The sequence below is a fragment of the Pseudarthrobacter sp. NPDC055928 genome (genome assembly GCF_042270935.1).
GTDB lineage: Bacteria > Actinomycetota > Actinomycetes > Actinomycetales > Micrococcaceae > Arthrobacter.
Genome location: NZ_JBHJZH010000008.1, coordinates 1 through 23,794, shown reverse-complemented (window position 1 = coordinate 23,794; position 23,794 = coordinate 1). Strand labels below are relative to the sequence as shown.

General features: G+C 64.9%; 20 protein-coding genes and 1 riboswitch. Of the genes, 5 read left to right on the top strand and 15 right to left on the bottom strand.

Annotated features, from left to right (window positions below; translation table 11 throughout):
* Window positions 1-61: 61 nt before the first annotated feature.
* Window positions 62-1,042 carry a ribonuclease HI family protein gene (locus ACFC25_RS11605; RefSeq protein WP_337350388.1) on the bottom strand — a complete coding sequence of 327 codons (981 nt, stop codon included), beginning with the start codon at window positions 1,040-1,042 and terminating at the stop codon, window positions 62-64.
* A 207-nt stretch (window positions 1,043-1,249) separates the two neighbouring features.
* Between ACFC25_RS11605 and ACFC25_RS11600 the strand changes: the two genes are divergently transcribed.
* Window positions 1,250-2,560, top strand: coding sequence for an ABC transporter substrate-binding protein (locus ACFC25_RS11600; protein WP_376045275.1), 1,311 nt, complete (start codon window positions 1,250-1,252; stop codon window positions 2,558-2,560).
* 104 nt (window positions 2,561-2,664) lie between these two features.
* On the opposite strand, the gene groL is transcribed toward ACFC25_RS11600, so the two are convergent.
* The 5 genes from groL to ACFC25_RS11575 form a co-directional block, all read right to left on the bottom strand.
* On the bottom strand, window positions 2,665-4,293 hold the full coding sequence (groL, locus tag ACFC25_RS11595; RefSeq protein WP_337346328.1) for a chaperonin GroEL: 1,629 nt from the start codon (window positions 4,291-4,293) through the stop codon (window positions 2,665-2,667).
* 292 nt (window positions 4,294-4,585) lie between these two features.
* Entirely contained in the window at window positions 4,586-5,824 is a 1,239-nt protein-coding gene (locus ACFC25_RS11590) for an ABC transporter substrate-binding protein (protein WP_376045274.1), read from the bottom strand.
* A gap of 23 nt (window positions 5,825-5,847) precedes the next feature.
* Window positions 5,848-6,054: a cold-shock protein gene (locus tag ACFC25_RS11585; RefSeq protein ID WP_337346327.1), complete on the bottom strand. Its 207-nt coding sequence runs from the start codon at window positions 6,052-6,054 to the stop codon at window positions 5,848-5,850.
* 153 nt (window positions 6,055-6,207) lie between these two features.
* The gene (locus tag ACFC25_RS11580) at window positions 6,208-6,840 is read right to left on the bottom strand and encodes a LytR C-terminal domain-containing protein (RefSeq protein ID WP_376045273.1); all 633 of its coding nucleotides are present in this window, start codon (window positions 6,838-6,840) and stop codon (window positions 6,208-6,210) included.
* A gap of 51 nt (window positions 6,841-6,891) precedes the next feature.
* Window positions 6,892-7,221 carry a DUF3263 domain-containing protein gene (locus ACFC25_RS11575; protein WP_337346325.1) on the bottom strand — a complete coding sequence of 110 codons (330 nt, stop codon included), beginning with the start codon at window positions 7,219-7,221 and terminating at the stop codon, window positions 6,892-6,894.
* A 124-nt stretch (window positions 7,222-7,345) separates the two neighbouring features.
* On the opposite strand from ACFC25_RS11575, the gene ACFC25_RS11570 reads away from it, so the two are divergent.
* Window positions 7,346-8,116, top strand: coding sequence for a uracil-DNA glycosylase (locus tag ACFC25_RS11570; protein WP_376045272.1), 771 nt, complete (start codon window positions 7,346-7,348; stop codon window positions 8,114-8,116).
* A gap of 14 nt (window positions 8,117-8,130) precedes the next feature.
* Complete coding sequence (locus ACFC25_RS11565) at window positions 8,131-8,973, top strand: siderophore-interacting protein (RefSeq protein WP_376045271.1); 843 nt, start codon at window positions 8,131-8,133, stop codon at window positions 8,971-8,973.
* Between the two features lie 5 nt (window positions 8,974-8,978).
* On the opposite strand, the gene ACFC25_RS11560 is transcribed toward ACFC25_RS11565, so the two are convergent.
* The 3 genes from ACFC25_RS11560 to ACFC25_RS11550 form a co-directional block, all read right to left on the bottom strand.
* On the bottom strand, window positions 8,979-10,466 hold the full coding sequence (locus tag ACFC25_RS11560; protein ID WP_337346322.1) for a threonine/serine exporter family protein: 1,488 nt from the start codon (window positions 10,464-10,466) through the stop codon (window positions 8,979-8,981).
* Between the two features lie 34 nt (window positions 10,467-10,500).
* A complete protein-coding gene (locus ACFC25_RS11555; RefSeq protein ID WP_376045270.1) occupies window positions 10,501-11,853 on the bottom strand; it encodes a peptidoglycan bridge formation glycyltransferase FemA/FemB family protein in 1,353 nt (450 codons plus the stop codon).
* Window positions 11,854-11,930: 77 nt separating this feature from the next.
* Entirely contained in the window at window positions 11,931-13,004 is a 1,074-nt protein-coding gene (locus tag ACFC25_RS11550) for a lipid II:glycine glycyltransferase FemX (RefSeq protein ID WP_376045269.1), read from the bottom strand.
* A 155-nt stretch (window positions 13,005-13,159) separates the two neighbouring features.
* Here ACFC25_RS11550 and ACFC25_RS11545 point away from each other — a divergent pair, with 155 nt between their 5' ends.
* The gene (locus ACFC25_RS11545) at window positions 13,160-13,705 is read left to right on the top strand and encodes a TspO/MBR family protein (protein ID WP_376045268.1); all 546 of its coding nucleotides are present in this window, start codon (window positions 13,160-13,162) and stop codon (window positions 13,703-13,705) included.
* Here ACFC25_RS11545 and ACFC25_RS11540 read toward each other — a convergent pair.
* From ACFC25_RS11540 to ACFC25_RS11515, 6 genes are all read right to left on the bottom strand, one after another.
* Window positions 13,702-15,129 carry an L-serine ammonia-lyase gene (locus tag ACFC25_RS11540; RefSeq protein ID WP_376045267.1) on the bottom strand — a complete coding sequence of 476 codons (1,428 nt, stop codon included), beginning with the start codon at window positions 15,127-15,129 and terminating at the stop codon, window positions 13,702-13,704. The two genes, ACFC25_RS11545 and ACFC25_RS11540, sit on opposite strands and share 4 nt — an antisense overlap.
* Window positions 15,130-15,300: 171 nt before the next feature.
* Window positions 15,301-16,626 carry a serine hydroxymethyltransferase gene (gene glyA / locus ACFC25_RS11535; RefSeq protein ID WP_337350398.1) on the bottom strand — a complete coding sequence of 442 codons (1,326 nt, stop codon included), beginning with the start codon at window positions 16,624-16,626 and terminating at the stop codon, window positions 15,301-15,303.
* Window positions 16,623-17,006: a glycine cleavage system protein GcvH gene (gcvH, locus tag ACFC25_RS11530; RefSeq protein WP_376045266.1), complete on the bottom strand. Its 384-nt coding sequence runs from the start codon at window positions 17,004-17,006 to the stop codon at window positions 16,623-16,625. The genes glyA and gcvH overlap by 4 nt, the downstream gene beginning before the upstream one ends.
* A 54-nt stretch (window positions 17,007-17,060) precedes the next feature.
* A complete protein-coding gene (gcvT, locus tag ACFC25_RS11525) occupies window positions 17,061-18,209 on the bottom strand; it encodes a glycine cleavage system aminomethyltransferase GcvT (RefSeq protein WP_376045265.1) in 1,149 nt (382 codons plus the stop codon).
* Window positions 18,210-18,219: 10 nt separating this feature from the next.
* The gene (gcvP, locus tag ACFC25_RS11520; protein WP_376045264.1) at window positions 18,220-21,120 is read right to left on the bottom strand and encodes an aminomethyl-transferring glycine dehydrogenase; all 2,901 of its coding nucleotides are present in this window, start codon (window positions 21,118-21,120) and stop codon (window positions 18,220-18,222) included.
* A 186-nt stretch (window positions 21,121-21,306) separates the two neighbouring features.
* A riboswitch (glycine riboswitch) is annotated at window positions 21,307-21,405 on the bottom strand.
* Between the two features lie 118 nt (window positions 21,406-21,523).
* The gene (locus ACFC25_RS11515) at window positions 21,524-22,063 is read right to left on the bottom strand and encodes a TetR/AcrR family transcriptional regulator (protein WP_376045263.1); all 540 of its coding nucleotides are present in this window, start codon (window positions 22,061-22,063) and stop codon (window positions 21,524-21,526) included.
* A 69-nt stretch (window positions 22,064-22,132) separates the two neighbouring features.
* On the opposite strand from ACFC25_RS11515, the gene ACFC25_RS11510 reads away from it, so the two are divergent.
* Window positions 22,133-23,713, top strand: a complete 1,581-nt coding sequence (locus ACFC25_RS11510) for an MFS transporter (protein WP_337346312.1) — start codon at window positions 22,133-22,135, stop codon at window positions 23,711-23,713.
* The last annotated feature ends 81 nt before the right edge of the window (window positions 23,714-23,794 follow it).

Here is a 23,794-nt window from a genome sequence, read left to right as displayed (position 1 = left end):
CCGGACGTGGAGGCAGTGCGCGGTGCCCGTAGAGGCCCCGCCGCCACTGCGATGCCTGCTTTCAGGCTTCGGGCGTTCCCTGATGGAAGCGGAGCCGCCAGCGGCCGTTGTCGAGAACCCACAAGGAGCTGCGGAGCGTTGTTCCTGAACGCGCGTAGCTGCGGTAGGTCAGCAGGACCGCGCCGGTTCCGATGCGGTCCGCGCCCAGTATTTCCAGCTCCGTCCGCTCACCGGGATCTTCCTCCAGCGCGAGCATCATCGCCTCGCGGGTCCACGCCCTCCCCGAGCTTCCAATCTCCATGAAGTCGGGATGCAGCAGGACACCCGTGCGGCCGATGTCGCCTCGAACATCGGGGCCCAGCAGCTCCCGTTCGAGGGCCTCAACGATTTCCTCCGGCGACTTCCCGGGGGCGCCAGGCGTGGCCAGCGGATCTTCCTCCAGCTCGCTGAACAGATCTGGCTCGCTCAGCAGCTCCTGGTGATTGGACAAGGCAGCATTATTGGAACCAACAGATCCGCCCATACCCGCCGCCGCACCGGCCGCGGCAGGAGCCTTGGCGCCCACGTGGCCCGGCGCGCCGGCGAATCCCGGACCGGAGCGGGCAGCAACGCCCTGCTGGTATGCGGTGGCCGCGGCCCTGGCCCGTTCGTCAGCGGCCTCATTGAGGTCGTGGCCCGCATGCCCCTTGACCCATTCAAACGTGTACTTTCGCCCGGCAAGTTCCCGGTCCAATTCCTTGAACAGTTCAACGTTCAGGACTGGCTTTCCGTCCGCTTTCCGCCACCCCTTGCGCTTCCATCCAGGCATCCATTTGGTAATGGAGTTGATCACGTACTGGCTGTCGCATAAAACTCTCAGGTCTTCGTGGGGAACGTGGGCTGTGGCACGGAACAGGTCCAGCACGGCCATCAGCTCGCCCTGGTTATTGGTGCCGTGAGGCCACCCTCCGGCCCGCCAGCAGTCGTCGTTCACGTACCATGCCCAGCCAGCCGGACCTGGATTTCCTAGAGCCGAACCGTCGGCCGCTGCAGTAATCGTCACGGAACCATCCTGCCAGACGACGCCTACATGGAATTCGGCAACTGCCGGGAAACCGCTTACCGAAAACTCTTGACGCTGAAGTCGATGCGGGGCAGAATCGGAAACCTGAGTGAGAAAACGCTTTCTCATTCGACGCTCTCCCACCGGCATCGACGCGGCACGGGAACACAGGCGGGGTGGACCCCACCCTTCGAGGAAGGCACATCAATGAAGATTCAGGCCATCAGCCGCAGGAGATTCCAGCTCGGCGCAGTCGCCGTCGCGGTGTCGCTGCTCGCCACCGGCTGCGGCGCGCCCGCAGGATCCAGCAGCAACGACCAGGTCACCCTGCGTTTCGCCTGGTGGGGCAACGAGTACCTCAACGCCCAGACCGAAAAGGTCATCGACGCGTTCGAGGCTGAGCATCCCAACATCCAGATCGAATCCGAGCCCGGCGAATGGGCCAGCTATTGGGACAAACTGGCCACTAAGACCGCCGCCAACGATGCACCGGATGTCATCCAGATGGACCAGAAGTACATCGCCGAGTACGGCGGCCGCGGAGCACTGCTGGACCTGTCCAAGCAAAGCGGGGTCGACACCTCCAAGCTGGACAAGGAATCACTGGCCTCCGGCCAATACGACGACGCACAGTATGGCCTGAGCACCGGCAAGAATGCTTACGTCATCATGGCCAACACCAAGGTCTTCGAAGCAGCCAACGTCCCTTTACCCGACGACACCACGTGGACATGGAGTGACTTCATGGACACTGCCGCGAAGCTCAGCGCGGCGGGTAACGGGAAGAGCTACGGTGCGGCCTATGGCAGCAACGAAGCAGACCTCATCATCTGGCTTCGGCAGCACGGCGAGAACCTCTACTCCCAGGACGGAAAGCTGGATTTCGACACAGCCACCGCTGCTTCCTTCTGGGAGCGGCTTAAGGAACAGCGTGACTCGCAGGCAAGCCCGCCCGCCACCGTGGCCACCGAAGACTCCGGCGCAGGCTTGGAGGAGAGCCTGTTCGGCACCAACCGGGTCGGCATGGCGTGGTGGTGGACCAACCAGCTCGGCTCGCTGGAAACCACTACAGGCAGCAGCATCAAAATGCTCCGCGCCCCCAGCCTGGACGGTAAGTCCGCAGACAACGGCATGTACTACAAGCCCACGATGTTCTGGTCTGCGTCTTCTCGCTCCAAGCATCCTGAGGCGGCCGCAACCTTCATTAATTACCTGGCGAACAGCCCGGCTGCCGGTGCCATCCTCATGACTGACCGCGGCGTCCCCAGCAACTCTGAGATCGTCGAGAGCATCACGTCCACCCTCAAACCCGCAGACACAACCGTTGTGGCCTTCCTGAAGGACATCGCGCCGGACATCGCCGACGCTCCACCCGTCCCGCCGGTGGGCGCGGGCAGCGTCCAGAACGTCATCAAGCGGTTCACCGACGAGGTCTTGTACGACCGCCTGACTCCGCAGGCAGCAGCCGAAGCCTTCAAGAAAGAAGTCGAAGGAATGCTGGCAACGGCACGGAAGTAGCGGAGCCCGGCGGCTGCAGAGCCTGCCAAGACGCACAAATGCGGCCCCCTCCAAACGGAGGGGGCCGCATTGTTTGCGCGGAACGTATTCCGGGCGCTTGGAGACTAGAAGCCGCCCATGCCGCCCATGTCGTCGCCGCCACCCATGGCCGGAGCGTTCTTCTCCGGCTTGTCGGCCACGACAGCCTCAGTGGTGAGGAACAGGCCGGCGATGGAGGCCGCGTTCTGCAGGGCAGAGCGGGTCACCTTGACGGGGTCATTGATGCCGGCAGCAAGCAGGTCGACGTATTCGCCGGTTGCAGCGTTCAGGCCATGGCCTGCGGGCAGGCCGCGGACCTTGTCCACAACAACGCCCGGCTCAAGGCCAGCGTTGAAGGCAATCTGCTTCAGCGGGGCGTCGATGGCAACGCGGACGATGTTGGCGCCCGTTGCTTCGTCACCGGTCAGGTTCAGGTTCGCGAACGCCTTGGCGCCAGCCTGGATCAGTGCAACGCCACCACCGGCGACGATGCCTTCTTCAACGGCAGCCTTTGCATTGCGGACAGCGTCCTCAATGCGGTGCTTGCGTTCCTTGAGCTCAACCTCGGTTGCGGCACCGGCCTTGATGACTGCAACGCCGCCGGCCAGCTTGGCCAGGCGTTCCTGCAGCTTCTCGCGGTCGTAGTCGGAATCGGAGTTTTCGATCTCGGCGCGGATCTGGGAAACGCGGCCAGCGATCTGGTCGGCGTCGCCGGCACCTTCAACGATGGTGGTTTCATCCTTGGTGACAACAACCTTGCGGGCGCGTCCCAGGAGTTCCAGGCCAGCGGTCTCCAGCTTGAGGCCAACTTCCTCGGCAATGACCTGGCCGCCGGTCAGAACGGCGATGTCGGCCAGCTGAGCCTTGCGGCGGTCGCCGAAGCCCGGAGCCTTGACGGCGACGGACTTGAAGGTGCCACGGATCTTGTTGACGATCAGGGTGGCCAGGGCCTCGCCCTCGATGTCCTCGGCAATGATCAGCAACGGCTTGTTGGACTGCATGACCTTTTCCAGGACAGCAACCAGTTCCTTGACGTTGGAGATCTTGGAGTTGACGATCAGGATGTACGGGTCCTCGAGGACCGTTTCCTGGCGATCGGTGTCGGTGACGAAGTACGCGGAGATGTAACCCTTGTCGAAGCGCATGCCTTCGGTGAGTTCAAGCTCCAGGCCGAAGGTGTTGGACTCCTCGACGGTGATAACACCTTCCTTGCCGACCTTATCCAGGGCCTCGGCAATGAGGGCACCAATTTCGTCGTCACCGGCAGAGATGGAAGCCGTGGCGGCGATCTCTTCCTTGGTTTCGATTTCCTTGGCCGAAGCGAGCAGCTCCACCGTGACGGCTTCTACAGCCTTCTCGATGCCGCGCTTGAGGGACAGCGGATCGGCGCCGGCCGCGACGTTGCGCAGGCCTTCCTTAACCAGTGCCTGGGCGAGCACGGTGGCCGTGGTGGTGCCGTCGCCAGCGACGTCATCAGTCTTCTTGGCAACTTCCTTGACCAGCTCGGCGCCGATCTTCTCGTAAGGATCGTCCAGCTCGATCTCCTTGGCGATGGAAACACCATCGTTGGTGATCGTGGGGGCGCCCCACTTCTTTTCGAGGACGACGTTGCGTCCACGCGGGCCGAGGGTGACCTTAACGGCGTCGGCGAGGATGTTCAGGCCCCGCTCAAGGCCGCGGCGTGCCTCTTCATCAAATGCAATGATCTTGGCCATAACGGCAGTAGTCCTTTCGGGACAGACGTTAAGAATGAACCCACCGAAGTGCCCGCGACGGACGATCCTTCGCCCTCGGCCTCTGTACGCCTCAGGTTCCCGATCTCACTCCAGTAAGTATTTCTTTCGCTCCTCGACCGGCGCCTGGGCTTCGTAACCGGCCTGAGCCGGGCGTCGCTTTAGCAGTCGGTACGTAAGAGTGCTAAGTCAATAATTAGCACTCCATAGGTGAGAGTGCAAGCGAATAGTCCCGAAAACCAGTGCCTGCGGGGCCTCGTTTCGCTCCCGGCGATCAGCCTGCGGCCCGACCCGCGGATTCACGACCGCTGAGCTTTGCCCTGTTGTCAGCTCCGTACGTGAACACCATAAAGTTCGCAGAGGTGATGTCGCCGTTGGCGTCGAAGCCGATCGGACCGGATTGGCCGTCGTAGTTCGCGGCACCTGCGGTCTTCAGCGCTGACACGCAGTCCTTATAGGACTGGCAGGGTGCGGCCTTCGCCGGTTCCGCGCCGGGGACCGTGCCTCCGGAGACAGCTATGAGGTGTGCGGCTATTGATCGGCCGGCGTCGTCGTCGGCTGCCGCGGCCGCCAGGACAGCCAGCGTCACGGCGTCGTACGTCTCAGCGGCGAAAGAGGTGTCCTTCAACCCAGGATCGACCGCCAGCAGGCGGGCCTGGAAGTCCGCGGAGGGGAATACGCCGGGCACCACTGCCCGTGCGCCGTCGAGCGCTTTTGACCCCAACCCGGAACCATACTGGGCGAAAGCGCCGTCGCTGAGGATGACTTTACTGCCGGACAGTCCAGCGTTGTTCAGCTCAGCGATGGCCCCCTGGGCGCCATCCCGCGCAATGAGCACCACTGCATCCGGGGCCGCTTTCCGGGCAGCAGCTGCGGCCCGTTGGGCATCGCCGGGCTCGAACGCTGACGTGCTGGAGGTTTCCACGCCTGCGTCCTTGGCCGCACTGGCCACCGCTGCGGAAACATCCTTGCCGTAGCTGCTGTCCTGGTGGACGATCGCCAGGCTCTTCGCGCCCCCGTCTTTGGCGAGCTTCACAAGCACCGAAGCCTGGGCGACGTCGGCCGGTGCAGTCCGGAAGTAGTAGCCGCCGCTTTTGTACTTACTCAGCCCTGCCGCCGAATTGGCCGGTGAAATGAGTGGAATCTTCGCGGCGGAGAGAACGTCAATGGCAGCAGCCGCGTTGCTGGAATCAGTGGGTCCAATCACGACGTCGGCCTTGGCCGCGGCCAGCTCCATGGCTTGCGCGCCGGAGTCGCCGGCGGCCCGGGGCAACAATTCAATGGGCTTGCCCTTGTGCCCGCCGGTGGCGTTGATTTCCTGCACGGCCAGTTTTGCCGCGGCCAGCTGCGAGCCACTGAGGAAGTCCCGCGTTCCGGTGCTGTCCAGGATCACGCCAACGCGCAGCGTTCCATCGCCGGAGGCTTCAACGGAGTCAAGGCGGGCATTCCCAGCAGCAGCCCCACACCCGGCCAGCCCAAGAAGGAGGGCCGCCGATGCGGGGACACGGACCAAGGAAGATCGGAAACTTACGGACTTCACTCTGCCGGCCGGACACTTTCTGCCTGCGGGCCCTTCTCGCCTTCGCCGACTTCAAGCTCCACCCGCTGCCCCTCATCGAGTGCGCGGTATCCCTCGCCTTGAATGGCGGACCAGTGGACAAAGACGTCGTCACCCGAGCCGTCCACCGTAATAAAGCCGTAGCCCTTTTCAGCGTTGAACCACTTCACGGTTCCCAGTGCCATGATGCCCACTCTTTCAGTAGCGTCCGTAAGGCCCACGCCACTGTGTGCCGCTCGTTACGGACCGAAGCCTGAAATCACTCTAGCCAATGGTCCCCGGACGAGCCGAGGCACAGGGCCGCGTCGGTGTTCAATAGTTATTCAGGTGTAACCCGTTTACTGGAAGCCCGGCCCCAGCACAACCACCAGCGGAACCTGGAAGTCGGCGCTGTCGACCATCGTGGGAATGTTCAGGAGTTCGGAGAGGGCCTCCGCGTTGGCCCTTTGTGCCGGACCAGCATAAAAAATTACCGACGTCTGCTGGGGTGCGCCACCCCAGTTTCCTACCTGGCCGAGGGTCCAACCGTCCGCCTGTACGGTGGAGCTGACCCTGCCCGCCAGGCCGGCTGTTCCGGCGGCGTTGTAGACCGCCAGGCCCTGGGTCTTGTTCACGGCGGCCTGGGAGGCCGCGGCGGAGGGTGTGGGACTCGGCTCAGGTTCGCCACTCGGTGAGGGCTCGGCGCTGGCCGTGGGCTCTGCAGTTGCGGAAGGTTCAGCGCTGGCAGAGGGAGAGGCAGCCTCAGAGGGGGCAGATGACTCCACGCTGGTGGACGCCTGGCTGCCGGCTTGGGTGAATCCCAGCTGAGGCAGGATCAGAAAGGAGACCAGGCCGACGGCAAGTGCCACAACGCCCACGGCGAGCATGGGCCATAGCCGGGGCCTGGACGGTGCCGAAGCTGAACGGTGGACGCCCTGGCGGGAGGCAGCCTCCGGAACTTTGTCGAATTCATCCCGAGCGTATCTGGTCATAGTGGAGAGACATCCTTGTTGATTGTTGCTGATGGCTCAGCACGAGCGAAGTTACGCGTCCGAACCCAGGCGACGTGCGGTGCGTGCCCGTTGTCGCGACGTACGTAGTCTACGCAATCGCTTGACGAGCATGGGATCGTGCGCGAGCGCATCCTCGGAGTCGATCAGCGCGTTGAGCAGTTGGTAGTAGTGCGTAGCTGACAGGTCGAAGAGTTCCCTGATGGCCTGTTCCTTGGCACCGGCGTACTTCCACCACTGCCGCTCAAGGGCGAGCATCTGTTGCTCCCGCTCGCCGAGCGGCGAGTCCCGGAGCGAAAAGTCAGCCAGCAGGGAGCCACGCTCGCCAGGCTCTGCCAGGTGTTCCCGGGCTGGTTCCGCCACGGCATACTCCTTCGCTGGATAAGGTTAAAAGTCTCACCCCCATGTTACGGACGAATAACAGCGTTGTCATTTACGCCGCAACGGGCTGGCAGTAGACAAACGGGAGTACTGAGACAATGGGGGCGTGTTTGATTCGGAACCCCTGTTCGAGCTGGAGCCGGAAGCGGCGGAGCCCGTCGGTTATGCCGAGATGGCTGTATTGCCACTGGACGAACTGATGGCCGCCGACTGGGCCGCTGCCCTGGCCGGGGTGGAAGATGACCTGCGTGCCGTACTGAGGTTCCTCGCTGACGACGTCGCGGCCGGGCACCAGGTGCTGCCGTCGCCGTCGAATGTCCTCCGCGCGTTCCGGCAGCCGCTGGCGGACGTCAAGGTACTGATCCTGGGGCAGGACCCGTACCCAACCCCGGGGCACGCCGTCGGCCTGTCCTTCGCTGTGGCCCCGCAGACCCGTCCCATTCCGCGCAGCCTGGCAAACATCTACAAGGAGCTCGAGGCCGATGTGGGAGTACCGGCGCGCGTGCACGGCGACCTCAGCGCTTGGGCGGACCAGGGCGTGCTGCTCCTGAACCGGGTCATGAGCGTGCGTGCCGGAGCCGCGGGTTCCCACCGCGGAAAGGGCTGGGAGAAAATCACGACGGCGGCAGTCACCGCGGTGGCCGGGCGACGGAAAGCTGACGGCAGCGCATTTCCGCTGGTGGCTGTGCTGTGGGGCAAGGACGCGGAGGCAGTCCGGCCCCTTTTGCCCGGCGCCGCGGTAGTGTCCAGCGCGCACCCGAGCCCATTGTCGGCGTCGCGCGGTTTCTTCGGTTCCCGGCCGTTCAGCCAAGCCAATGCGCTGCTGAACGAGCAAGGAAGCCCTGGCGTAACCTGGGAACTCCCGCCACTCCCTTAGCTTAGGCTTGCCTTATGAGCACCGTTCCCGCTGCCACCAGCGCCACCAAAAAGTCGCGTCCCCAAATCAACCTCACCGTGGTCCGCCGCGAGCAGCTTTCGCCGCACATGGTCAGGATCGTTGCCGGCGGCGACGGCTTCGCCGACTACGTCAACAACGATTTTGTTGACCGCTACGTGAAGATCGTGTTCCCCCAGGCAGGCGTTGACTACGCCCAGCCGCTGGACCTGTGGACCATCCGCGAGACCATGCCCCGTGAGCAGTGGCCCTTCACCCGGACCTACACCGTCAGGTGGGTGGACTCCGTGGCACAGGAGTTGGCCATCGACTTTGTGATCCACGGCGACGAAGGACTGGCCGGCCCGTGGGCGGCCTCCGCCCGGCCCGGCGACCCGCTGACCTTTACCGGTCCCGGCGGCGCCTACAACCCGGCGCCCGACGCCGACTGGTACCTTTTCGCCGGCGATGAAGCCGCCCTGCCCGCCATCGCGGCCTCCTTGGAAGCCCTGCCAACGGAGGCACAGGGCGTGGCTTTCCTCGAGGTTGACTCCGACGCCGACATCCAGCCCATCGCAGCCCCTGCCGGTGTCAAGCTCACGTGGCTCCGGCGCAACGGCGCACCGGCCGGCACCGGTGACCTGCTGGTGTCGGCAGTCGCTAACGCCGACTGGCCCGCCGTCGGCAAGGTCGACGTCTTTGCCCATGGCGAGCGCGGCTACATGAAGGGCCTGCGCGAGGTGTTCTTTGTCCAGCAGGGCCTGGACCGCAAGCAGGTTTCGCTGTCCGGTTACTGGGCCGCGGGCCGGGTCGAAGATGACTTCCAGGCCGAGAAGAAACTGCCCATCGGGCAGATTTAGCCCCGTTAGCGGCGGCGGGCGCGCCTGCGCTCGTTGCTGGCCAGGCTCCGCGTCAACGGCCTGGCCAGGGTGTCGCCCAGGACGATCCCGCCCGCAGCGCCGAGCACGATGGCGCCGGCGTTCAGCATGCCCCCTGCGCCCAGGAGGATCTCGGATTCCTCGATGGACAGGACATACATGGACCGGAAGATCGTCAGGCCCGGCAGCAGGATCAGCGCCGCCGGCACGGCGACCACCAGCTGGGGCGCACCCATCTTCAATGCCACCACCCGGGCCAGCAGACCGATCACCACGGCGGACAACGCCGGCGAGAACCTGTCGCTGATCCCCAGCGAGCTGGCGCCGAGAAGCACCAGGTACCCGGCGACGCCCACGGCAGCGGTGGGCAGGAGCAGCTTCCACGCCGTCTGTTCGGTGACCCCGATGGCCATGACAGCCAGGGCCGTGAGGACCACCAGCACCCACAGGTCATAGGCGGGGCTGAATGTTTCCGTGACGTCGATTTCCTGCATCCCCGTCATGGAACCGACCACCAACGCGACGGCAATGCCTGCCACGAGGGCGCCGAAGATCAGGACTGTGGACAGGAACCTTCCGGCGGCCGTCACCGGGAAGCCGTTGATCGCGTCCTGCACCGAGGACACCAGGCGGCCCGTGGGCAGCAGTAGCAGGATACCGCCCACCACCACGATGGCCGGCGCGGTGGTGAGGTTGAACTGCCACAGCAGCAGTGCCATGAAAGTCACCACAAACGAACACGTCGCGGTAGTGAAGAAGTCAGGTACTCGCCAACGGCCCAGCTGGCGCGACAGCAGGCTCACGCCGATGTTGACCACAAAGGCGATAGCTGAGGACACGGGACCGCCACCCAGTACGCCAACGAATGCTGCCGCGAAGACGCCGAAGGCCACGGTCACCATCCAACGTGGGAAGGGCTTGGGGCTGGTGATGGCCTCATCGAGCCGGCGGATTGCCTCGTCCCGGCCCACTCCCCCGGCCACGATGTCCGTAACGAGCTGATGGACCTTGGCCAGCCCGGCGTAGTTGTTGGTCCAGGACCGCACAACGCGCAACAGGGCTATGGGCGTCTGGTCTTTGGGCGCGTAGTTGATCCCGACCGACTGGTTGGTGATGTCCACTTCGATGTTCTTCAGCCCCAGGGCTGCCGTCACGGCGATGATGCTCGTCTCGACTTCCAATGCGCCGGCGCCATAACGGAACATGGTTTCGGCCAGGTGCAGGGCAAAGTCCAGGGTCTTGCGGGCGGAAGTGTCCACGCCTCCCACTTGGATCATGGGGTTGGCGTACGGGCTGCCTGCGAGCCTGTCCACGATACTCAGCGGCGCCGTCGGTGGGTTCTCCCCTTGGACCAGGCGCCGCAGCATCCGCTTTGCCGCGGCGTTCTGCCGGACCTGGGAGGGGGAAAGTGGCTCAGTCTTCGGCAGGCCGTCAGTGTGAGGCCTGTTCCGGGGATCCCCGGGTCGATCTGTCACGCTGGTCCTCTTCCGGGGGTGCTTATCGTGGTCTTTACGCGGTGTTTTCGGCGGGGGCTGGTTCTTCGCCGGAAGCCTGGCGTTTCAGCGGGAGCCTGCCCAGCAGCGTGCGGGCAATTGCCACCGCGGCCCGGGCGATCCTGTTGGCTTGGAAAACCAAGGGCCGCACCGGCATCACGAAATCGCCCAGCAGCTGGACCACCTCACCGCCGAAACCCTTCTTGAAGGCGTAGCCGCCGTGGCCTTCCTCGTCCTGTCCCTGGATGCCGAAGGTGCCGTAGAAGTTGTAGCGGCTGTAGCCCTTTTCCAGCGCATGGAGCATCATGCCCCAGTAGAGGGAGGTGGCCCCGTTGAAGTAGATATAGTCCTGTTTGGTGCCGCCGATGACGCACACCAGCTCGTCGCCGAAGCAGACGAAGTGGATGGCCGCCACCGTTGCCACGCCAACGGAATCCGGGAACCGCTCAATGTCCTTGAGGCTGCGCTCATAGCTGTCGACGAGGTCCTGTACCACCTTGAGGCGGTTGGCCTTCTTCTTGCTGCCGGTCTCTTCGACCTCCCGGCGGAGTTCGGCCGCCGCAGCGGTCTCGGCTTCAAGGCGTTCGGTGATGGATTTGCGGTACGCGGGGATGTCGATCTTGGCCATCATGAGCTTGGTGAACTCGGACGAAGTGGTCCGCAGCAGCTGCTCGTAGTATTCGCGTTCGCGGTAGATGAAGCCCTTTTCGTCGCCGGCCGTGCTCAGGGCGTCGTAGAACTCGTCCAGGGTTTCCAGGGTGGCCTGTTCCAGGAAGACGCCGTTCTTTTCGGCCTTCCGGATGGCTTTGCGCGTGCGGTAGCTGGTGCCCATGATGAGCTCTTCGGCGTCCGTGACGCCGTCGAGGGTCTTAATGAACATCCAGTTCACGTTGGCGAAGTTCATGTCCGAGCCCTGGTGGGCAAATCCGAGCCGCGCAAGCTCTGCTACCAGCGGGCGGTTGTCCGTGATCTCTGGGTGTTCGGCCCCGTCCTCGTCGCGTGCGACAAAGGGAAGGTTCGGGGAGATCCGCAGCTCAGCGGCTTTGCGTTCCGCTGCCCTGGTTTTCAGGAGTTCGACGACGTCACGCACCAGGGTGGAGTCCGTGTAGTCCATCAGCGGCCCCTTGGCGCACTCGCACACTGTGTACCCGAAGCGGTTGGTGGTGTAGTTCAGTTTGCCGGCGGCCACCAGTTCGCCATCACGACGGACTCCGAACAGCTCCACTGCCTGCCCGCGGGCGCGCTGGAACCGGGCGAAGTCGGCGGACTGGATGAAGTTGTTCTGCGGGTGGCTGACTGAAAAGGCCTCGAAGTCGGCGTCGCTGAGGATAGCGAACTCGAGCTCGGTCGCGGCCTTGGTTGAATTCACGGGAAAGTTCCTCACCTGTGGATGTGCTGCCGAATGGTGGCAGCGCTGAGATGTTGTGGACGGTGGTGTGTGGCGGCTCAGTAGAACTGGTTGCCGGTACGCATGGTTTCGAGGCGCCGGAAAACACGCTCGGCGCCCTTGACCCAGAGCCGGTGCCGGACGGGTGCGAGGACGAAGTCGTAGCAGCCCACAAAGTCCGTGACTGTTTTGCTGAAGCTGGTTTTGAACATGCCCATGCCGTAAAGGTTGTGGGACTTGTCCTTGATCCTGTCCGCGGGCGGGGTGCCGCAGAAGTCATACTCGGCGCAGCCGAGCTCCTTCATCCTGCGGATCGCGGCCCACTGGACCAGGTGCGAATCACCGTACTGCTTCCGGTTCTGGGTGGACCCGCCGTCTTTGTACGTCGCCTTTGCCCCATAGTTGATTACAAAGGCGCCCACGCTCGGTTTCCCGTCCTCGTAGGCGAAGAAGAAGCTGCCTTGGCCACGGTCACAGAACTCGTCCCAGAACCGGGCGTAGTACTCATAACTGCGAAGGGGCATGGACCCTTTGGCTTTGACGGTGTTGGCCATCAGGTCATAGAGGGCGCGGTAGGTCTCCGGGCCCTGCTCCCGCTGGACCACTTCACAGCCCTCGCGCTCTGCCCGGCGGATAGCGTTGCGGGCACGTGAGGAAATGGACCGGAACACCTCGTTTTCCGGCGCGGAGATGTCCAGCAGGGCTGTGGAGTCGTTCGACTGGATGTTGGGGGCCTTCACCAGGCCGGCGGAAGCCAGCTCAGCCCGGGCTTCCGGTGAGGCGACGATGTCCGGCTCCACTTTGATGGCGAAAACGTTCAGCTTCCGTGCTTTCACAAATTCGGCACAGGCGGCCAAGGCCGGTTTGAGGTCCTCCGCGGCCCGGACGTCGGGCCCTTTGATGAGGTACCAGAGACGGCCCAGCACCGGGAATTTCTTCTCCAGGACCAGGTTGTAGCTGGCGGTTCCGCTGTTCTCCAGGACCAGGAAGCGGACAGCCCAACCGTTGCCGTTCTTCACCGAAGCGTAGGCCGCAGACTGCAGCATATTGCCGCCGTTCGGGTTCGCAGTGACGTGCTTGTCCCAGTTCTCAATTTCCTCGCCTGTGGCAAAGCGGGCGGTGAATTCTCGCAAGGGGGCGTGTCCTGTCTGTTGGTCTTGTGCGCGGTTCTGTACGTGTGGCTGCGGGCAGACATGTAGCCACAAGTCTAAAGCCTGAACCGGTACGGGCTTTTCCGCGCGTCCGTGGCCGCCTTGACTCGGGGTCCACGCTTCGTAAGGGTTGACGCATGGAGCCGCACCCTGAAGAGTCCACGCCCCGCTCCGGCAACCCCGCAGGAAACTACGGACCGGGCACGCAGATTGTGGCACTCGCCATCTTCCTGGGAGCCTCAGCACTGGTGGCATGGCTGGGGGCCTTTGCCACCGTAAACAACGTCAACGGCTGGTACGTCACCGCCGACAAAGCTCCGTGGACGCCGGCCAATGGGGTTTTCGGTCCGGTCTGGACGTTGCTGTACGCGGCCATGGCCGTGGCCGCCTGGCTGGTGTGGCGCCGCCGTGTGCCGGAGTCGAGGCCGGCGCTGGTCACCTACGGTATCCAGCTGATCCTCAACCTGCTGTGGACCCCGGTTTTCTTTGGCCTCTACCCTGTGCTGGGCACCACTGCGCTGTGGCTGGCGTTCGCGATCATCCTTGCCTTGATCGTGGCTGTGGCTTTCACGGTGCTCCGGTTCGGACCCATCAGCACGGCAGCAGGACTACTCCTGCTGCCCTACATCACCTGGATCGTGTTTGCGTCATCCCTGAATCTCTGGGCGGCGCTGCATAACTAGCATTCAACAACGTTGACGGCCAGGCCGCCCATCGCGGTCTCCTTGTACTTGGAGCTCATGTCCTTGCCGGTTTCGCGCATGGTCACGATGACTTCGTCGAGGGACACGCGGTGCGAGCCGTCACCCCAGAGCGCCATCTTCGCCGCGTTGATGGCCTTGGCAGCAGCGATGGCGTTGCGTTCGATGCACGGCACCTGTACGAGCCCTCCGATGGGGTCGCAGGTGAGGCCCAGGTTGTGTTCCATGGCGATCTCCGCGGCGTTCTCCACCTGCTGCGGTGTCCCGCCCATCACCTCGGCCAGGCCTGCGGCGGCCATGGACGACGCCGACCCCACCTCGCCCTGGCAACCCACCTCGGCGCCGGAAATGGACGCCTGTTCCTTGTACAGCACCCCGATGGCGCCGGCCGTGAGCAGGAACTTCACCACGACGTCGTCGCGGTCTTCCTGAGTGGCGTTCTCCATCCCTGGGGCGAAGTGCAGCGCGTAGTACAGGACAGCCGGGATGATGCCGGCGGCACCATTGGTCGGGGCGGTGACCACCCGCCCGCCGGAGGCGTTCTCCTCGTTGACGGCTAGGGCGATCAGGTTTACCCATTCCTGCCAGTACTTGGGGTCCCGGTAGTCGGGATCGTGGTCCCGGCTTTCCTTCAGGAGACGTTCGTGCCAGTCGGGGGCCCGACGGCGGACCTTCAGTCCGCCGGGCAGCAGCCCTTCGCGCTTGAGGCTGGTTTCCACGCAACCTTCCATCACCGAATAGATGTGCAGGAGCCCTGCGCGGATCTCCTGCTCGGACCGGGAGGCGCGTTCGTTGACGAACATGACCTCACCGATGGACAGGCCCTTGGACTGGCAGCGGCCCAGCAGTTCGGCCGCTGTCCGGAACGGAAGCGGAAGTTCCTTCTTGGACTCGTCCAGTTCCTTCAGCGCGGCGTCCTCCTCGCCCTCGCGGACGATAAAGCCGCCGCCCACTGAGAAAAAAGTGGCGCTGTGGAGGATTTCGCCGTCAGAGTCCGAAACGGTGAAGGTCATGCCGTTGGTGTGCCGCGGCAGGATGGTCAGCGGGCGCAGGACCATGTCCTTCACGCCGTAGGGCAGGGGAACACCGTTCCCACCGCCAGCACCGGCCAACTGAAGCGTTCCCGTCTCAGCGATCGCAGCCAGCCGCTCCTCCACCTCGTCAGGCAGGATCTTCTCGGGATGGAAGCCTTCCAAGCCGAGAAGGATCGCCGTCATCGTCCCGTGCCCGTGGCCCGTCGCGGCGAGGGAGCCGTACAGGTCAACCCGCAGGCTCGCAACGTCCCCCAGCTTCCCTGAGGCCTGAAGCTCCTCTGCGAACACAGCAGCAGCCCGCATGGGACCCACAGTGTGTGAACTGGAAGGTCCAATCCCGATCGAAAAAAGATCAAAGACACCAACAGCCATGGTCAGTTCCTAACTAGGTAAGTGGTGGGGTTGCGTGAGCATGTCGCCAGGGCGACGGGACCGCGAGCGTCGGCGGAGCCGGGCTTTTCGAAAGCGTGCGTCAAAGCGACGAAGGAGCAGCACGCGTGAAAAGTCCGGTCCGCCGGCGCGGACCCAGCCGCAACGAGGCACTCAGGCGAGGTTGGCGACCGCGGGGTAGAGCGGGTGGGCTGCAGCAAGGGCCTCTACGCGGTGACGCAGGCCCGTAAGGTCCGTGCCGGCGTCGGCCTTCAGAGCCTCGGCGATGATGTCCGCGACCTCACGGAAGGCGGCTTCGCCAAAGCCGCGGGTGGCCAGCGCCGGGGTGCCGATGCGCAGCCCGGAGGTGACCATCGGCGGGCGGGGGTCGAACGGCACGGCGTTGCGGTTGACCGTGATGTCGATCTCCGCGAGCCGGTCCTCGGCCTGCTGGCCGTCAAGTTCGCAGTTGCGCAGGTCCACCAGGACCAGGTGCACGTCGGTGCCGCCGGAGATCACGTTGATGCCCTTGGCGGTGACGTCTGGCTGGACCAGGCGGTCGGCCAGGATCCGGGCACCGGCCAGGACGCGTTCCTGCCGTTCTTTGAATTCGGCGGACGCGGCGATCTTGAACGCCACGGCTTTTCCTGCGATGACGTGCTCCAGCGGCCCGCCCTGCTGGCCCGGGAACACGGCCGAGTTGATCTTCTTGGCGATCGCGGCGTCGTTGGTCAGGATGATGCCGCCGCGCGGACCGGCGAGGGTCTTGTGCGTGGTGGAGGTGGTGACGTGGGCGTGCGGCACCGGCGAGGGGTGCAGCCCGGCGGCCACGAGCCCTGCGAAGTGCGCCATGTCCACCATCAGGTAGGCGCCCACGGAATCGGCGATCCGGCGGAACTCTGCGAAGTCCAGCTGCCGGGCGTATGCGGACCAGCCGGCGACGATCAGCTGCGGCTTGTGCTCCTGCGCCAGGCGCTCCACCTCGGCCATGTCGATCCGGTGGTCCTCCTCGCGGACCTGGTACGGGATCACGTTGTACAGGCGGCCGGAGAAGTTGATCTTCATGCCGTGGGTCAGGTGGCCACCGTGAGCAAGGTTCAGGCCCATGATGGTGTCGCCCGGCTTGATCAGCGCGTGCATCACCGAGGCATTCGCCTGCGCACCGGAGTGCGGCTGCACGTTGGCGAACTCCGCGCCAAAGAGGGCCTTAACCCTGTCGATAGCCAGTTGCTCGATCACATCGACGTGCTCGCAGCCGCCGTAGTAGCGCTTGCCCGGGTAGCCCTCGGCGTACTTGTTGGTCAGGACCGAGCCCTGCGCCTGCATGACAGCCACCGCGGTGTGGTTCTCCGAGGCGATCATTTCCAGGCCGTCGCGCTGGCGGCCCAGTTCGTCGTCGATCTTGGCCGCGATCTCCGGGTCCAGGACGGACAGGTCCGCGTCCAGTGACGGGGAAACGACCTGCGTAAACTCCGCGGTTTCTGACGTTGCCGGGCTCACAGCTCGCCGCCGTTCTTGGACGCGTAGTCCTGCGCGGAGAGCAGCGGGCCGTCAGACTCGGCCGCCACCTTGAACAGCCAGCCGGCGCCATACGGGTCGCTGTTGATCAGTGCGGGATCTTCGACGACGGCCGGGTTGGTTTCCGTGACCTCGCCCGTCACCGGGGAGTAGAGGTCGGAGACGGACTTGGTGGATTCCACCTCGCCGCAGGTCTCCCCCGCGGTCACGGTCGAGCCGACCTCGGGCAGGTCCACGTACACAATGTCACCGAGGGCGTCCGTGGCCACGGCGGAGATGCCGATGGACACGAGGTTCCCGTCCTCGCGGGCAACCCACTCGTGCTCGTCGGAGTACTGCAGTTCTGCGGCAACTTTAGCCATGTGTTATTTCCTTAGTTTGGTTTTGAAAACTGAGAGAACGTCGGGTGGCGCGGACTACTTTTGGCGCTTGTAGAACGGCAATGCCACGACTTCGAAGGGCTCGGTCTTGCCTCGGAGGTCGATGTCCAGGGCAGTGCCGGGCTCCATGAAAGCGACGTCGACGTAGGCCAGGGCCACCGGGTAGCCCAGGCTGGGCGAGGGCTGGCCGGAGGTGACTTCGCCAACCACGGCGCCGTCCTTGAGGACTGGGTAATGTCCGCGGCCGGCCCGGCGCCCGAGTCCCTTAAGGCCAACCAACCTGCGGCCGGTGGTGGCTCCGGCACCGGCTTCCTTCTTGGCGGCGAGCGCCGCCTTGCCCACGAAGTCGCCTTCCTTGGAAAGCGCGACGACGGGTCCCAGGCCGGCGGCGAAGGGGTCGCCCTCCAGGGAGAGTTCGTTGCCGTAGAGCGGCATGCCGGCTTCGAGGCGGAGCGAGTCGCGGGAGGCGAGGCCTGCAGGCACGAGTTCCCCTTCGTCCGCGATGGCGACGATGGCCTGCCAAAGCGCGGCGGCGTCCTCGTTGGCCACGAAGATCTCGAAGCCGTCCTCGCCGGTGTAGCCGGTGCGGGCCAGCAGCAACTCCTGGCCGGCACCTGCCACCAGGAACGGGACCTCGACGGCGGCGTAGTACTTGAGCTCCGTGACCAGGTTGTGCTGGGCGGCAGGGACCAGACGTAGCAGGAGTTCCTCCGCTTTAGGTCCCTGGACAGCGATCAGGGACGTCTCGGCGGAGACGTCGTCCACCACGACGTCGAAGCCGGCAGCGCGCTCGGCCAGCGCAGCTGCCACAGTCTTGGCGTTGCCGGCGTTGGGGACCACCAGGAAGCGGTCTGTGCCGTCTTCTGCGGCAGGACGGCGGTACGTGATGAGGTCATCGATGATTCCGCCGTCCTCGTTGCAGATCAGCGAGTACTTGGCCTTACCCACGGCCATGGCGGAGATCTTGCCCACCAGCGCGTAGTCCAGGAACGCTGCGGCATCGGGGCCGGTGACCCAGACTTCGCCCATGTGGGAGAGGTCGAAGATGCCTGCCGCCCTGCGGACGGCGTGGTGCTCGGCCAGTTCGGAGCTGTACTTGAGCGGCATCTGCCAGCCACCGAAGTCGGTGAAGGAGGCGCCGAGTTTCTTGTGCTCTTCGTAGAGCGCGGTGTAGTTCTCAGTCATCGTGGAGTCCTTAGTTTTCAAACTCGGAAAGCGGCGGGCAGGAGCAGATCAGGTTCCGGTCGCCGGCGGCTCCGTCGATGCGGCCCACGGGCGGGAAGTACTTGTCCTGCTTGAGCGAGGCCACCGGGAACACGGCCTGTTCGCGCGGGTAGGCACGGTCCCAGTCGGTGCTGATGACGGCGGCAGCCGTGTGCGGGGAGTTGCGCAGCGGGCTGTCGTTGACGGTGAAGTCGCCGTGGGCCACCTGGTCGATTTCGGCCCGGATGGCGATCATCGCCGTGATGAAGCGGTCGATCTCGTGCAGGTCCTCGGACTCGGTGGGCTCCACCATGAGTGTCCCGGCCACGGGGAATGCCAGGGTGGGGGCGTGGAACCCGTAGTCGATCAGGCGCTTGGCCACGTCCTCGGCCGTGACGCCGGTCTGGGCGGTCAGCTCACGCAGATCAAGGATGCACTCATGCGCCACGAGTCCGCCTTCGCCCGTGTACAGCACCGGGAAGAAGTCGTTCAGGCGGGCCGCGATGTAGTTGGCCGCGAGCAGTGCCGACTTGGTGGCCTCGGTCAGGCCAGCACCGCCCATGAGCTTCACGTAGGCCCAGGAAATCGGCAGGACACCTGCGGAGCCGAAGCGGGAGGCTGAGATCGGGACGTCGTCGCCTTCGGTCCAGGTGGCAGCGTTGCCCGGCATGAACGGTGCCAGGTGTGCTTTTGCGGCGACCGGGCCCACACCGGGTCCGCCGCCGCCGTGCGGGATGCAGAAGGTTTTGTGGAGGTTCAGGTGCGAGACGTCGCCGCCGAATTTGCCGGGCTGGGCCAGGCCCACCAGGGCGTTCAGGTTGGCACCGTCGATGTACACCTGGCCGCCTGCGGCGTGGATGGCGTCGCAGACTTCGCGGACGTCGGCGTCGTAGACACCGTGCGTCGACGGGTAGGTGATCATGATGCAGGACAGTGCGTCCTTGTGGGCCTCGATCTTGGCGTAGAGGTCGGTGTGGTCGATGGTGCCGTCGGCGGCGGTGGCCACCACAACCACCTTCATGCCGGCCAGGACGGCCGAGGCCGCGTTGGTGCCGTGCGCCGAAGCTGGGATCAGGCAGATGTTGCGCTGTTCGTCCCCGCGGGAGCGGTGGTAGCCGCGGATAGCCAGCAGGCCGGCGAGCTCACCCTGGGAACCGGCGTTGGGCTGGATGGATACTTGGTCGTAGCCGGTGATCTCGGTCAGCTGGGACTCGAGGTCCGCGATCAGTTCCCGCCAGCCTTCGGTCTGGGAGTCGGGCGCGAACGGGTGGATGGAGGCGAATTCCGGCCAGGAGATCGCTTCCATCTCGGCGGTGGCGTTCAGCTTCATGGTGCAGGAGCCCAGCGGGATCATGGTGCGGTCCAGCGCGAGGTCCCGGTCCGAAAGCTTGCGGATGTAGCGCAGCAGCTGGGTCTCGGAGCGGTGGGTGCTGAACACGGGGTGCTGGAGGTAGTCGGAGGAACGCTCGACGGCGGCATCCAGCTCGAACGCAGGGTCGGTGCCAGCGGCCGCGTCAACAGCCTCGGCACCAAAGGCGGCCAGTACGTCATCGACGATTGCCGGCGTCGTGGTTTCATCGGTGGAGAAGCCAACAGTGTTGGCATCGATGCTGCGCAGGTTGATGCCCTTGGCTTCGGCGGCGGCGACGATCGCGGCGGCCTTGCCCGGTACCGAAACGGTGACAGTGTCGAAGAAGCTGGTGTGGAGCACGTCCAGGCCGGCGGCTTTCAGGGACGCTGCGAGGGTCCTAGCGTGGTGGTGGGCGGCCTGCGCGATCGCCTTCAGGCCGTCCGGACCGTGGTACACGGCGTACATGGAGGCCACGATGGCCAGCAGTGCCTGCGCGGTGCAGATGTTGGACGTGGCCTTCTCGCGGCGGATGTGCTGCTCACGGGTCTGCAGCGCCAGGCGGTAGGCCGGCACGCCGGCGTTGTCCTTGGAGACCCCAACGAGGCGGCCCGGCATGGAGCGCTCGAGGCCCTTCTGCACTGCCATGTAGGCGGCGTGCGGGCCGCCGTAGAACAGCGGGACGCCGAAGCGCTGGGCAGAGCCGACGGCGATGTCGGCACCCTGCTCGCCGGGAGGCGTGATGAGGGTCAGTGCCAGCAGGTCCGCGGCCACGGTCACCAGGGCACCGCGGGACTTGGCGTCGGCGATCACGGCGGAGTGGTCGAAGACACGGCCGGAAACACCTGGCTGCTGCAGCACCACACCGTTGATGACGCCGTCGGGCAGGCCCTTGGAAAGGTCAGCGACCTCCACCTCGAAGCCCAGTGCCTCAGCACGCCCCTTCACGATGGCGATGGTCTGCGGCAGGCAGTCGGCGTCCAGGACGGTCTTGCCATCGCGGGCGTCCTTGTTCTTGTTGGCCCGGCGCATCATCAGCACGGCTTCAGCCACGGCGGTGGCTTCATCCAGCAGGGACGCGTTGGCGATGGGAAGGCCCACGAGGTCCTGGACCATGGTCTGGAAGTTCAGCAGCGCCTCAAGACGGCCCTGGGAGATCTCCGGCTGGTAGGGCGTGTACGCGGTGTACCAGGCCGGGCCCTCGAGGATATTGCGGCGGATCACCGGCGGCGTCACGGTGTCGTAGTAGCCCTGGCCGATCATCTGCACGGCGGTCTTGTTCTTGGCGGCGATCCTGCGCAGCTCGGCGAGCGTCTCAACCTCGCTCAAGGCTGCTGAGAGTTCCAGCGCGGAGTCCTGGCGGATGTCCTTCGGAACCGCGGTGTCTACCAGCGCATCGACGGTGTCGTAGCCGACGGCCTTAAGCATGGCGTCGACGTCAGCCTCACGGCGGGCACCGATGTGCCTGTCAACAAAGGGCGCAGAGGCTGAAGTAGCGGTAGCTGGGGCGGCGGAGGCCGGATAGACGGTCACAAGGAACTCCATAATTCAGGCGGCGAGGGTACGCCACATCGATTCGGGTTCCTCCCCGCTCTGTATTGGACCTGAGAGTTTCCGTGCGGTTCCGCTGCTGCGGGACAACACTTGCACCGTCGGTGAGCAGACCGGTCCGGGTGTTCCGGAACGAACCGGGACACCTCAGGCGGACAGCCTGCTACTTTCCAGAGTTGCCTCGCCGCGGCGGTACATGGGCCTGAGAGATTCCTGGGGAGGATTTGCTCCTACGGCGCCTGCTTGTACCTACTAGCAGAACTCTCCCGCCGCAGATCAAAGGCTTATTCATTTGGGATTGAGATTTGGCCGGTGACAGCCATCACCAATTGTCCTATGCCGCAGGCTTTCGGGCAAATGGTGACCGCATCACCACTTTGGACCGGCCTGGCGCCACTCAGCCCCTCAGCCGCTCTACCGCTGCGAGGAGTTCGGCAACGTCACCCTGCCTGCCGTCTGCATTGCCGGACGGCCCGCTCTCCCACATGGCGTTGAAGTACAAGCCGTCCCCCATGTACAGCACGGCCTTGGCCATCGCCTTGCCAACGTCCGCCCCGATCAACTCCAGCCACTGCTGCTGGATGGCGGCGAAACGACGGCGGGCCTCCTCGTGGGCTACCTCGGCCAGGCGGGTGGCGGCAACAAACGAACGGTCCATGGGGGTGTCCGACCAGAGTGAGGACCGGATGAAGTACGCCGCGGCACCCTCAGGCGCTGCCGCCATGGCCGCAAGGTCCTCACCGGCCAGGCGGTCCAGGCGCTCAAGGGTTGCGGTGATCAGCGTTTCCTTGTTCGGAAAGTGATACAGCAGGCCGCCCTTGGACACCCCGGCCTTTTTGGCAACTGCATCGAGGGTGGCAGCACGCTCCCCGACGTCGATGAGGAGTTCTTCAAAGGCGTCGAGGACGGCATCTCGCGCGACGGGTTTTCTGGCCATGGGTCCAATCATGCATCCTAAGGGTCCCCCATTTCTTAACTATACCGTCCAGACGGTACAGTTATTGTCATGACCACGTCCGCAACCTCCCGCCAGAACACCCGCAGCACGCCACCCACCACCGCATCAATACCCGCCGGCACTTCCGGGCAGTGGCGGGACTGGCTCGCTCTGGGGCTGCTCATGTTTCCGGTACTCCTGGTTGCCGTGGACAACACGGCGCTGACGTTTGCGCTGCCTGCCATCGCGAGAAGCCTGGAGACCTCAGGCGTCCAGCTGCTGTGGATTGTGGACGCCTATCCCCTCGTGCTTGCCGGGCTGCTGGTTGCCATGGGCAGCCTGGGTGACCGGATTGGACGCCGGCGGCTGCTGCTGGTCGGCAGTGTCGGTTTCGCGGCAGTCTCGGCGGCCACAGCATTCGCCCCGAGCCCCGAGTGGCTCATAGCCGGCAGGGCGGCGTTGGGATTCTTCGGGGCCATGCTGATGCCGTCCACCCTGTCCCTCATCCGCAATATCTTCCCGGACCCCAACCGGCGCCGGCTGGCCGTGGCCATCTGGGCGGCCGGCTTTTCCGGCGGCGCCGCGCTGGGGCCGATCTTCGGTGGCTGGCTGGTGGAGCAGTTCTGGTGGGGCGCCATCCTTTTGGTCGCCGTACCCATCATGCTGCCCCTCCTGGCCTTCGGTCCCGCCTTCATCCCGGAGTCCAAGGACCCACACCCCGGGCGGGTTGACGTGCCGAGCATCCTGCTTTCCCTGTTGGTGATGGTGCCCGTTGTTTATGGCATCAAAGAACTTGCCACTGAAGGCATAGGGACGCTTCCGCTGCTCGTCATAGGGTTTGGCCTTGCCATGGGATTCGTCTTTGTCCGCCGGCAACTGCGGCTGGCGAGCCCCCTCCTGGACATGTCCCTGTTCCGCAACAGGGTTTTCAGTACGGCCATCACGGCAAACGTCCTGGCGCTGTTTTCTTTCAACGGCTTTATCCTGTTCCTCGCCCAGCATCTGCAGTTACTGGAGGGCATGACGCCGTCCGCCTCCGGCGTGGCCATGATCCCGGCCCTCGTGGCAACGGTGGTGGCCGGACTGGTGGCAGTACCCCTGGTGCGGAAGGTCCGTCCGGGCTTTGTCGTGGCCGGTGGGCTGGCCCTGAGCGCAACCGGCCACGGGCTCGTGGCCTTCGGTAACCACAGCGCCGGCCCGGCCCTCCTGCTGGGAGCACTCCTCATCCTGGCACTGGGGGTGGGAACGGCCGAGACCATCTCGAACGACCTCATCCTGGGCGCTGTTCCCGCCGAGAAGTCAGGCGCCGCAGCCGCCATTTCCGAGACGGGCTACGAAGTGGGATCGCTGCTGGGAACGGCCGTCCTGGGCTCAATCCTGACTGCTTCGTACCAGCACAACCTGCTGGTACCCGCCGGTCTCGCAGCGGCCACATCCGGATCCGGCGCTCACCAGGCGGGCGAGACCCTGGCCGGTGCCATGGAGCTCGCGGGCACGTTGCCCGCACCGCTCGCGGAAGCACTCCGCGCCTCAGCGCGTGCGGCTTTCGATTCCGGGGTGCATATCACCGCGGGGATCGCGCTGGTCCTATTGGCAGGAGCTGCGGTGCTTGCCGCCGTCGTGCTTCACCGGGTTCCGAAGGCGCACTAGGCGAGCGCATTCCAGGAAGCCGGCAGGGCACAGCGTCATTCGCAACAAGAAAGCGCCCGGCTCCGGAGATGGCTCCGGAGC